Genomic DNA, 11,850 nt, shown 5'->3' with positions numbered 1-11,850 from the left:
CGGTGCCATGACTGTTCGTAAGATTAGGTCGCATGGGGTGTACGAATTAGAACTTATCGCGATGAGGCTTATCGCGAATGACGCTCGTGGGGATGCGTTTTTACCCGCTGAGCGGCAGGGCTTCCCCTGCCGAAGCGTTGTTGCGCACCAGGCTCAAGGGTGTGACCAACGCTCGATGCTGGCTGAGGTAGCGCATGCAACTGACCCGCAGGAACGATGCGAAATTCACCACTTCACCGCGATAATCCATGACCTCTTCATACAATTTGCTGATCAGTTGATTGGTGGTGATGCCGTCATGCCCGGCAATCTCGGCGAGGATGTCCCAGAACTGATTTTCCAGCCGAAGCGTCGTTACCACGCCACAAATGCGCAGCGAGCGCGAGCGGGACTCGTAGAGGATCGGATCAGCTTTAACGTAGAGTTCGCACATGGTCAAAACCTCCGTCTTACAAAATGATTTGGGTGCCGAGGACCTTTAAAAACGCCGCCAGCCACGCCGGATGCGCAGGCCAGGCGGGACCGGTTACCAGATTGCCGTCTGTGTGCGCTTCGTCCATCCCTATCTCGACATACTCGCCCCCCGCCAGCCTGACCTCGGGCGCACACGCGGGATAGGCACTCAACGACTTGCCCTTCAACACCCCGGTTTCGGCCAGCAATTGCGGACCATGGCAGACCGCAGCGATGGGCTTGTTGTCGCGCCCAAACTCGCGCACCAACTCAAGCACCCTCTGGTTAAGCCGCAGGTATTCCGGGGAACGCCCGCCAGGCACCAGCAGCGCGTCGTAGTCGGCGGATTTCACGCTGTCGAAGTCGAAGTTCAGCCCGAAGTTATGTCCGCGCTTTTCGCTGTAGGTCTGATCGCCTTCGAAGTCATGAATCGCCGTGCGGATCACGTCACCCTTCTTCTTGCCGGGACAGACGGCGTGGACGGTGTGACCGACCATCTGCAGCGCCTGAAACGGCACCATCACTTCGTAGTCTTCGACGTAATCGCCGACCAGCATGAGGATTTTCTTCGCAGCCATGATCAATCTCCTTCTATTTTATGCCGTCGAGTATTCGCGCAGCGCTCAAGTTCCGGGTAACAGCCTAGTACTACAGCGCAGGCGTGACACATCCGGCAGATGTATGACCGGCGCGCCATTGGTCGCGAGTCCCGCTCGCCCGGTCAAACGGCTTCTAACCTTGAATGATCAGCCGACAAGGACGTCATGAGCATGGGTCTCCATTCCTTTAGTCCCCACTTGCACGCCATCGAGCCTCGCGGATTGTTGGCTCGTGAAGTGGCTTGGCATCGAATCGATCAGATTGATGAGGCTCAGGCTCGTGTGACGCGTCATGCGTGGGATGAGGCCGGACGCTCGGTGGCCGATTGGGACCCTCGTTTGTGGGAAATGGCTGCAACCGCGAATAGCAGAAAAACGCCTTCCTTATCGGGTCGGGCCCTGCTCGATGAGAGCGTTGACGCGGGCTGGCGGTTGGAGCTGTCTGGCGCCGACGGGCAATCGGTCGAGCGTTGGGATGGTCGGGGAAGCTACAGCCGGATTGATTACGACGAATGCCTACGGCCGGTTTCGGTGACTGAAACATTGATCGATGCGCATCCGAACGTGGTTGAGCGGTTTACCTATGGCGATGCTTCTGCGTTATCCGCTGAACATAATCAATGCGGCCGGATGATTCGCCACGACGACCCTGCAGGCACTTGGTGCGCGCACGAGTTCGGGTTAGTGGGTGGTGTGCTAACCGAGAATCGAAGGTTTTTGCAGACGGACGAACCACCTGACTGGCCCCTTGATTCAGGCCAACGCGACGCCGTGTTAGAGCCTGGCGTCGGGCACACCACCACGGCCGTTTTCGACGCCACCGCAGCGCTCATCTTTCAGACCGATGCGGTCGGCAATCGCACTGAGCACCGCAAAACCGTCGGCGGGTTCCTACGGGAGACACGCCTGAAACTGGCCAGCGCGCAGCATGCTCAGACGCTCATCAGCGACCCTCGCTACAACCCGAATGGCCAACTGGAAAGCGAGCGTATGGGCAACGGCGTCATCAGTGAAGAAGCCTACGAAGCTGAAACCGGACGACTGACACGCATCTTCTCTTCAAGAGCCGACAGCACAGTCTTGCAGGATTTGAATTACCGCTACGACCCGGTGGGCAACATCGTTGAAATCGAGGACGCCGCCCAACTCACTCGTTTTTTCGCCAACCAACGCATCGACCCTGTCAGCCGCTATCGCTACGACACGCTGTATCAGTTGATCGAAGCCAGCGGCCGTGAGGTCGCCACCGGTGCCAGCCATGGTCCAGCATTGCCAGCGCTTCGAAACCTGCCGCAAGACGCCAATCAACTGAGCAACTACACCCAGAGCTACGACTATGACGCAGGTGGGAACCTGCTGGAAATGCGCCATGTCGGCGCGCAGCCCTTTACTCGCCGTATGCAGGTCGACCCCAACAGCAATCGCAGTTTGGCAATGGATGAATTGGATGCGGATTTTTGCAGCGGATTCGATGCCAACGGCAATCTGCTGCATCTGCAGCGGGGCCAAGGACTCGAATGGGATCTACGCAATCAGTTGGCGCAGGTCACCGGCGTAAAACGTGACGCCGCCGCCGATGACGACGAAACATATGTCTACGACGGTAACGACCAGCGCTGTCGCAAGGTACGCAGCACACGAGCCAAAAACCGTACATTGATTGCCGAAACCCGTTACCTGCCTGGTCTCGAAATCCGCACGCAACCCAATGGAGAAATCCTGCACGTCTGCACGACACCTATCGCGCACAACCTTGTTCATACACTGCACTGGGTTGCCAACAAACCCGACGGCATCGAGAACGATCAGGTGCGTTACAACCTCAACGATCATCTGGATTCAAGCACACTGGAACTCAACAAACAGGGCGGGTTGATCAGCCAGGAAGGCTATTACCCCTTCGGCGGGACAGCATGGTGGGCGGTCAGAAGTGCAACAGAAGCGAAGTACAAGACGGTGCGGTATTCAGGCAAGGAGCGGGACGCGTCGGGACTTTATTACTACGGGTTCAGGTATTACGCACCGTGGTTGATGCGATGGCTCAATCCCGACCCTACTCGCCACCTGACCGGGCTAAACGCCTTCGCCGCGATGAATCAGAATCCAATCACATATCACGATCCCGATGGTCGGATGCCCCAGCCCCAGCGCGAGAGAAAGAAATCACCGAAAATACGACCGGCGCTCACCGACGACACCTACAAACGATTAGCGGATAAAGACATCATTAATCCGATACAGGCCAGAGGTATGGCTCCAATCAGGAACTACTGGGGAAGCAGGCCGGACCTGTCTCCAGCCGCCGCAGCGTATCGTGAAGCGATACCCGAGGCCATCCAGGACCTGAGCGCCCAAGGCCGTAAGGATTTCCGGGTGACAGGAGACGCTCATATACTGGCGGCTGTCAGGACAGATACATCGCGCCCGTCAGGTGCCGTTATGTATCACGGTGGAGAGATCATTTCAGGCACGTTAAATACCGTCGTCGGCGAGAAAATGACGAGCAAGGTAATGGGACCGTTATCCGATATATTCAATGGTCCCGACCGACCTCAGGAAGAATTGGACCGAAACCGTCAAGTGGTCAGTTCGACCTTTAAAATAGTGGGAGGAATAGCCATGCATTCGCCTAATCCGGTCGTCCAGCTAGCGGGCGCGATTGGCGTGGCAACCGGCAACGGCATTGCCCAAACCGAAGTTGCATCGGCTGCGCTCTATGGCTCGTTGAAGCGCTCGGCCTCTCGTCCCTCTTTGATAAGGAGCGATAGCGCAACATCTTCTTCGCCCTCTAGTCCAGTAAGATCACGCTTCAATTTCGCCTCAACCCCCACTTCGACGCCAGGCTCGACCCCTGTCTCAACACCCGAGAGTTCGCTCTCTCGAGCATCAGGCTCCGTCCTTCTGTCGTCGGACGGGGCGCCCAGCTACGTTTCACAATCCCGCGTATTTGGTCTATCAACTCAAGAGCTGCTCGATGTCGCGATGGGGTCTCAACAGCAGGATGTCATCCCGACCTCTGCTCCGCAGAACCAAATTAGAAAACTAGCCACCAGCTTTAAATACCTCTCATTCACCAAGTAGCCACGACGTTGGGATCATGAACCTCCATACTCGAACGCCAAGCCTAGGCGTATGCGATCCACGTACGCTCATTGTGCGAAACGTCTCTTACTGCCGATGCGAAGAGGCTGGCACCGCCAATGAGCGCGTCGCCTGTCACACGTGGAATCTGGCCGGTCACCCCGTCGCAGACTGGGATCCTCGCCTGTGGGCAATGGCTGCAACGGCTAACAGCAGAAAGATTCCCTCGTTATCAGGTCAAACGCTGCTCGATGAAAGCGTCGATGCTGGGTGGCGGCTGATGCTGGCGGGCGCTGACGGGCAATCGGTCGAGCGTTGGGATGGCCGGGAAAGTTTCACCCGGACGGATTACGACAACTGCCTGCGGCCTGCTTCCATCACCGAAAAGCTGATCGGCGCAACGGCGGGCGTAGTCGAACGCTATACCTATGGCGATGCTTCGGACGGTTTCGCTTTGCGTAATCAATGCGGGCGACTGATTCGCCACGACGACCCGGCTGGGACGTGGTGTGCTCAAGACTTCGGGCTGGCGGGGGGTGTGCTAATCGAGAATCGAAGGTTTTTGCAGACAGTCGAACAACCTGACTGGCCACTGGAACTGTCTTCAAGGGAAGCACTGCTTGAGTCCGGCGCCGGGTACACGACCACTGCTGTTTTCGACGCAACTGCAACGCTCATCCTTCAAATAGATGCCGCCAGCAACCGCACCCGATACGCTCACTCCTACGATGGGCAGATTCGCGAAACAGGGCTTCGGGTGGGCAATGCAGAAAGCTTTCAGGCACTGATCAGCGACCTGAGCTACAACCCGAATGGCCAAGTGGAAAGCGAGCGTATGGGCAACGGCGTCATCAGCGAAAAAACCTACGAGGCGAAAAGCGGGCGGCTGACACGCACTTTCTCTTCACGAGCCGACGGCACAGTCTTGCAAGACCTGAACTACCGCTACGACCCGGTGGGCAACGTCGTCGAAATCGAGGACGCCGCTCAGGCCACTCGTTTTTTCGCCAACCAACGCATTGATCCCGTCAGCCTCTATCAATACGACACGCTGTACCAATTGATCGAAGCTACTGGCCGCGAAGTTGCTACAGGTGCCAGCCACGGGCCTACCCTGCCAGCGCTTCAATCCGTGCCTCAAGACCCCAACCAATTGAGCAACTACACCCAGCGTTACGACTACGACGCAGGGGGTAATCTGCGGGAAATGCGCCATGTCGGCGCGCAGTCATTTACTCGAACAATGCTTGTCGCCCCAGACAGCAATCGAAGCCTGCCTGAAGGCGATGTCGATCCGGATTTTGACAAGGGCTTCGATGCCAACGGCAATCTGCAACAGCTCATTCGGGGGCAGGATTTGTACTGGGACGTGCGCAATCAACTCAGCCAGATCAACACCGTCAAGCGCAACGACCGCAAGAACGATGACGAATATTACGTGTACGACGGCAACGGGCAGCGCTGTCGCAAGACTCGTAACTCCCAGGCCGCCACGAGAACGCTGCTGTACGAGGTGCGCTATCTGCCGGCGCTTGAGATCCGCACGGCGTCGACTGGCGAAACACTGAACGTCTGCACGGTTCAGGCAGGCAGTCACAGCGTGCGGATTTTGCACTGGCAAGCTAAAAAACCCGAGGAGATTGAGAACGATCAAGTGCGCCACTCGCTGACCGATCACTTGGGTTCTAGCACACTGGAACTGGATGACACTGGCGACTTGATCAGCCAGGAAAGCTACTACCCATTCGGCGGCACATCCTGGTGGGCGGCGAGAAATGCGGTGGACGCTAAATACAAAACCATTCGCTACTCAGGCAAAGAGCGCGATGCAACCGGGCTGTATTACTACGGATTCAGGTACTACGCGCCGTGGTTGATGCGATGGTTAAACACCGATCCGGCAGGCAGTGTCGATCACTTGAACCGATACTGCTTCGTCAGCAACACACCGGTTCGCAAGCTCGACGCACAGGGAATGAACGGAGTGGACCCCAATCAGGCCGCCACTCTCATCCAGAGCCACGTCAGAAGGTTTCTGTCTCCTGTCAAAGTCCAGACCCCCACCCAAGGCGTCATCAGTGTTTCGATCAAAGGCGACAGCTCAGTCTTTGACCGTGTGGGCATTGCTCTCGACCGTCAAGCGAAAGCCCCCCGACAAATTTTTTATCTTGCTCTGGACAGTAGTCTGCAGGGCAAGGTTTCTGGCGGTGATGCATCAATACGCCTGAGCTCAGCCTCAAGTGCGGAGATTGCCAATGCCAGCGGCTCCATGCCGACCGCCTATATAAATGGCAGCTACTTCAACATGGGAAGCCCCGCGCCCAATCAAGGCATTGCTGACTACGCCTCGGTAGGCGAGAACCTCATTGACGGCCGAGACAAGGCATCCATACCGATTCCCCCGAGCTATGCCGACAGTTATACAAAGCTGACGCTGCAAGATGGGTCGTTTATTCATGTAGCCCCCAAGTTGACAATGAACAGGAGACCTCGCTTCACAAGGCAGGACAGTGATCTTGAGCGAAACCAATACAGCGCCGAGACATCACATGTTGGCGCGTTGGGTCATGCCAGCGATCCCAATGCCCGCTCAGGAATCAGCCTGGCGGCAGGGGACACGGCAAAAACACGGCTGGCAATGGCTCTGAATCCCGGTCGAGGTTCCTACGCACGTAAAGCCGACGAACCGGGCTTTACCATGCTCGAATGGACCACCGTCATGACTCGCCTTGACGCATTGAATGACAGTCCAGTTAACGGTGGACCAGGGCTTGCGGCAGCGTCATCCTGGAATCTGGACGGCGGAGACTCATCAACGCTCGGGGTCATTGATGACAGCGGCGCGCACGTGATGCGAGTTAATACACTGAAGATCAACTCAAGAGCCTCCAGACCCGCCAGGCCCATCGGGAACTTCCTGTCTTTTCATCGCAGGTGAATGTTTAGCCCGTGTGAGAGCCAATTAACCCCGACGATCCAGCGCATTCACCACCAGCCGATCGACCCAACCCCACAACCGCTGCTGGACTCGCCGCCACAGCGGTCGGCGCTGCCAGTCCTCAAGGCTCACTTCATTACTCACCAGAAAGTCCCGCTCGAAACTCTCCTGCACGGCCCGCGTCAGCGTCGGGTCCATCGCCTCAAGGTTCGCTTCCAGATTGAAACGCAAATTCCAGTGGTCGAAGTTGCACGAACCGATGCTGACCCAGTCATCCACCAGCACCATTTTCAAGTGCAGGAAGCACGGCTGGTATTCGAAGATTTTTACCCCGGCCTTGAGCAGACGGGGGTAGTAGCGGTGCCCGGCGTAGCGTACCGACGGGTGATCGGTGCGCGGCCCGGTGAGCAGTAAGCGCACGTCAACGCCTCGGGAGGCTGCTCGGCGCAAGGCGCGGCGGACTTTCCAGGTGGGCAGAAAATATGGGGTCGCCAGCCATATACGCTTTCTGCTGGTGTTCAGCGAACGGATCAGCGATTGCAAAATGTCGCGGTGTTGCCGTGAATCAGCGTACGCCACACGGCCCAGCCCCTCTCCGCTGACAGGGGCTTTAGGCAAGCGCGGCAGGCCGAAGTTTTCAGCCGGTCGCCACGCGCGGCGGCGAGGATTCGCGTGGAACTGGCGGTCGAACAGCGCTTGCCAATCCAGCACCATCGGGCCACGAATTTCCACCATGACTTCGTGCCATTCGCTGGCGTCTTGATCGGGGCGCCAGAACTCGTCAGTGACCCCGGTGCCGCCGACCACCGCGAGTGCCTTGTCTACCAGCAGCAGTTTGCGGTGGTCGCGGTAAAAATTGCGAATGCCGCGCCGCCAATGCACGCGGTTGTAGAAACGCAGGATCACGCCCGCTTCGGTCAGGCGCGTGCGCAGGCTGAGGGTAAACGCCAGCGACCCGAAGTCATCGAACAGGCAGCGCACAATGACGCCACGTTTCGCGGCATTCACCAGCGCCTGCACCACCGCTTCGGCGCAGGCGCCCGCTTCCACCAGATACAGCTCCAGCTCTACTTGCTGCTGAGCGTTTTCGATGGCCGTGATCATGCGGGGGAAGAACGCGGGGCCGTCGATCATCAAGTTGAACCGGTTGTCTTCACGCCACGGAAAGATCGCGCCTCTCATGCTCAGCGCGCCGTGAAGATCAGCACGGCGCCGACGGGCACCGAGAAGCTGATGGCGGAAAGATTCGCGACGCTGCGCAATGCGTCGAGGCCCGGCAGGAAGCCGAAGTCCTCGGCGTGCAACACCAGAGGCTCAAGCGTCACCACCTGAAAGCGTCGCTCATCCAGCCGGGTCGCCAGCAATTGCGCGCTGTAGCGTTGCGATTGGCCGTGCAACTGCACCCTCAACGGCAGGCGAAGTTCGAGCTGCGCGCCGGGTGCAAGGGCGTTGATGGGTCGCATGTCCAGTTGCGCCGTGACAGTCGCCTCGGGAAATTGCTTGATGTCGAAGAGCTGCTTGCGCAGTCGCTCATCGCGCAGAGGAATGCCGGTGCTGACAGAATCCAGCTCGACCTCAAGCTCGGCCACACCCTTGGTGTCGACCTTCCCATGAAGGTTGAGGAAACGGTGAACCTCGGAGATATCAGCATTTTTGGTGGAAATGAACGACAGTCGCGACGACTCGTTATCCAGATACCAATTCGCCTGCGCAGGCAGCGCCAGAACGGCGAGCGAGGCCAGCAGCAGGCGGGGGAAAGTGGGCATGAGAACTCCAGCGGCGCGATTGAAGCAACCTTATCCGGCTGTCTGACCGCAGGCAAACGGGGATGTTCTGAATCGGGTGCATGCAAGACGATTGTTGCCCGCCCTGGCTTGACGAACCTTCCGTCGGCGTCACTGGTTTCGGAGTCAGGCCCCCTATACTCAAAGGATCAAGACTGACAGGGACGTTGGATCATGAACATCGATACTCGAACGCCGAACCTGCGCGTAAGCGATCCACGTGCGCTCCTGGTGCGAGACATTTCTTACTGCCGGAGTGAAGGGGCTGGCATCGCCGATGAACGCGTGACCCGTCACATGTGGAACCTCTCCGGACACCCGGGCGCAGATTGGGACCCTCGGTTATGGGCAAACGCGCTGCCCCCCCACTCAACATTCACCCACACGCTCGCAGGCACTTGCATCCTCGACACCAGCACAGACGCGGGCTGGCGCCTGCACCTGCCAGGTGCAGACGCGCAAACCCTTGAAAGCTGGGATGCACGCGGCAGCTATCACCGAACCGATCATGATGAGTGCCTTCGCCTTATTCAAATCACCGCACATTCCAGCGAGTCTGAATCGAAAATTGTTGAGCGCCTCACTTACGGCGATGCCTCCCATGAATCGTCGCGGGGTAACCTCTGCGGCCAGTTGGTTCGCCACGACGATTCGGCAGGCACCTCGACCTTTGTTGAGTACAGCCTGGGCGCAGACACGATGGTCGAGAGACGGCAATTTCTGAGTGAACTGCACGCGCCGGATTGGCCCGCGGATATGACCCAGCGCGATGCGCTGCATGAGCCCGTTGAGGCGTTTGTCACCTCGACACGATTCGATGCCACCTCCTCTATTACCGGCCAGACAGATGCCGTCGGCAATCAGCGCTGGTATTCGCAGACTATCTGCGGCTTGCCCAAAGAAATCCGCTTGCAATTGGCAGGACGGGATAGCGTTCAATCAGTGCTCGCGGAGGCGAGGTATAACGCAGAAGACCAGATTGAAATCGAGCGTTTGGGCAATGGTGTAAAGACGCTCCATGTGTACGAACCCGAGACTGGACGAAGGGTGAGGATTCGCACTCAAAGAAGCGACGCAGCCGTGCTACAGGATTTGAACTATCAATTTGACCCTGTAGGAAACGCTATCGAAATCGAGGATAGAGCTCAGCCAGTACGCTTCTTCGCCAATCAGAAAACCGAGCCGGTGAGCCGTTACACCTATGACAGTCTGTACCAACTCATAGGGGCGACTGGGCGTGAAGTCTCGAATGGAGCTAGCCACGGCCCTGCCTTGCCAGACTTGGGCAGTCTACCGCTCAATCCAGAGCAACTGAGCAACTACACCCAGACGTTTCGGTACGACGAGGGTGGCAACCTGCTGCAGATGCGCCACGTCGGCGCGCACTCTTTCACTCGAAACATGCTGATCGCTCCGAACAGCAATCGCAGTCTTTCAGCAGATGACAGCGACGCAGATTTTGAAAAAGGGTTTGATGCCAACGGCAATCTTCAACGCTTGATGCGCAGGCAATTATTGAGTTGGAACCCCGACAATCAGCTGACGCGTGTGACAGCGGTGCAGCATCAGGACGGCAGCGAAGACGATGAAGTGTATGTTTACAGCGGTAGTGCTCTGCGCTGCCGCAAAATTCGTCACACCTTGGCAAAAAACAGAAGGCTGATCGCCGAAGTGCGTTATCTGCCGGGCCTGGAGATCCGCAGCGAACCCGGTGGAGAGCTGCTGCATATCGCTTCAATCCAGGTGGGACATAGCCACGTGCGAGTGCTGCACTGGCGAGCAGGAAAACCTGAGGGCATTGCTAACGATCAGATTCGTTTCAGTATCGCTGACGTTTTGAATTCATCGACACTCGAACTCGATCACGCAAGTGCGTTGCTCAGTCAGGAAAATTACTACTCCTTTGGCGGCACAGCCTACTGGGTTGCGCGCAACGCAATCGAAGCCAAATACAAGACTGTCAGGTATTCCGGTAAAGAACGCGATGCGACAGGACTGTACTACTACGGGCTCAGGTATTACGCGCCATGGTTGAGCCGGTGGATAAACCCCGATCCCAAGGGCACCGCTGATGGATTGAATCAGTTTGCGTTCGTGATGAATAACCCGATCAACAGAATGGATCTCACGGGTGGTGAAGGCATGACGCCCGATCAGGCCGCCCGGATTATTACTCATGCGATAAGAATGAAGAGCTACAAGAATAATGCGTTTAGAGAAGCTCGTACTATGTATGACGAGGGCACTTTTTTCACAGGTTTCAGGGAGCGTAACGCAGGGCGCGCTCCTGAATCATTAGAAGGTCTGATGAAAAAAAACATCAGCAACCTAAGGAGATCATTAAAAACCCTGACCGACGATGAAAAGCAATTCTATCAGGGATACCAAACGACCGAATTCCACTTAACTCATGCCACTGACAACCCTGACATTCTGGATCAACAACAGCGTTTGACGTTGAGATCTCGCAGCTGGCTCGAAGCAAATGACATACCGGTTACCGGACACTCTTTCGATAAAGACTTAACCGAGTTCCAAAATTTTGGTTATGTATTCTTTGCGTTAGAAACAGGCCAAAACTTGATAGAGCGGAAAAATCAGTATGGTAAGACCGTTTTCCGTGTTCCTTTTGATGAAGACTTCAAATCTTCACACATGGTCCTGGTTGATCAGCTTGAACCAGAGACGCGTTCTGCCTTCCCACTTGAGTTAAGCGAGTTCGGAGAGTTCATTCTTGAGAACAGAGATCTTGCCAGATTACGGCCTGCTCACATGTTCGCGGGAACCCAAGCGAAGGACGCGTTGGCATTGTCGATCATTTTGCAGGCGCGTCAGCTTCCCAAAGAAGATCGAACCAAAATACTGGCAATGTCTACGCCTGACGAAATACACCTGCTCACAAACACATTATTCAAACCTGAAATCCGCTTCCCCCGTCATTTCACTACGCAAAAAGCGAAGCGTTACAACACCTGAAATGATGAACTTTGGAAGC

General features: G+C 56.7%; 7 protein-coding genes. 3 read left to right on the top strand and 4 right to left on the bottom strand.

Features of this window, described 5'->3' with window-relative positions:
• Window positions 1–100 precede the first annotated feature (100 nt).
• Together AAEO81_RS06525 and AAEO81_RS06520 are read right to left on the bottom strand one after the other, a co-directional pair.
• Window positions 101–433 carry a ribbon-helix-helix domain-containing protein gene (locus AAEO81_RS06525; protein WP_166596532.1) on the bottom strand — a complete coding sequence of 111 codons (333 nt, stop codon included), beginning with the start codon at window positions 431–433 and terminating at the stop codon, window positions 101–103.
• A gap of 16 nt (window positions 434–449) precedes the next feature.
• Complete coding sequence (locus AAEO81_RS06520; protein WP_341964478.1) at window positions 450–1,034, bottom strand: DJ-1/PfpI family protein; 585 nt, start codon at window positions 1,032–1,034, stop codon at window positions 450–452.
• A gap of 189 nt (window positions 1,035–1,223) precedes the next feature.
• On the opposite strand from AAEO81_RS06520, the gene AAEO81_RS06515 reads away from it, so the two are divergent.
• Both AAEO81_RS06515 and AAEO81_RS06510 read left to right on the top strand, forming a co-directional pair.
• The gene (locus AAEO81_RS06515; RefSeq protein ID WP_341962376.1) at window positions 1,224–4,133 is read left to right on the top strand and encodes an RHS repeat-associated core domain-containing protein; all 2,910 of its coding nucleotides are present in this window, start codon (window positions 1,224–1,226) and stop codon (window positions 4,131–4,133) included.
• 16 nt (window positions 4,134–4,149) lie between these two features.
• The gene (locus AAEO81_RS06510) at window positions 4,150–7,071 is read left to right on the top strand and encodes an RHS repeat-associated core domain-containing protein (protein ID WP_341962375.1); all 2,922 of its coding nucleotides are present in this window, start codon (window positions 4,150–4,152) and stop codon (window positions 7,069–7,071) included.
• A gap of 24 nt (window positions 7,072–7,095) precedes the next feature.
• Here AAEO81_RS06510 and AAEO81_RS06505 read toward each other — a convergent pair whose 3' ends face one another.
• Both AAEO81_RS06505 and AAEO81_RS06500 read right to left on the bottom strand, forming a co-directional pair.
• A complete protein-coding gene (locus AAEO81_RS06505; RefSeq protein WP_341962374.1) occupies window positions 7,096–8,253 on the bottom strand; it encodes a phosphatidylserine/phosphatidylglycerophosphate/cardiolipin synthase family protein in 1,158 nt (385 codons plus the stop codon).
• Window positions 8,254–8,255: 2 nt separating this feature from the next.
• Window positions 8,256–8,837 (bottom strand): YceI family protein, encoded by a 582-nt coding sequence (locus AAEO81_RS06500; RefSeq protein WP_341962373.1) that lies wholly within the window; start codon window positions 8,835–8,837, stop codon window positions 8,256–8,258.
• Window positions 8,838–9,029: 192 nt separating this feature from the next.
• Here AAEO81_RS06500 and AAEO81_RS06495 point away from each other — a divergent pair, with 192 nt between their 5' ends.
• A complete protein-coding gene (locus AAEO81_RS06495; RefSeq protein ID WP_341962372.1) occupies window positions 9,030–11,831 on the top strand; it encodes an RHS repeat-associated core domain-containing protein in 2,802 nt (933 codons plus the stop codon).
• Window positions 11,832–11,850 lie beyond the last annotated feature (19 nt).

Source organism: Pseudomonas sp. RC10, from assembly GCF_038397775.1.
GTDB lineage: Bacteria > Pseudomonadota > Gammaproteobacteria > Pseudomonadales > Pseudomonadaceae > Aquipseudomonas > Aquipseudomonas bambusae.
The sequence above is the reverse complement of the archived record's forward strand: the minus strand, read 5'-3'. Positions and strand labels throughout refer to the sequence as shown.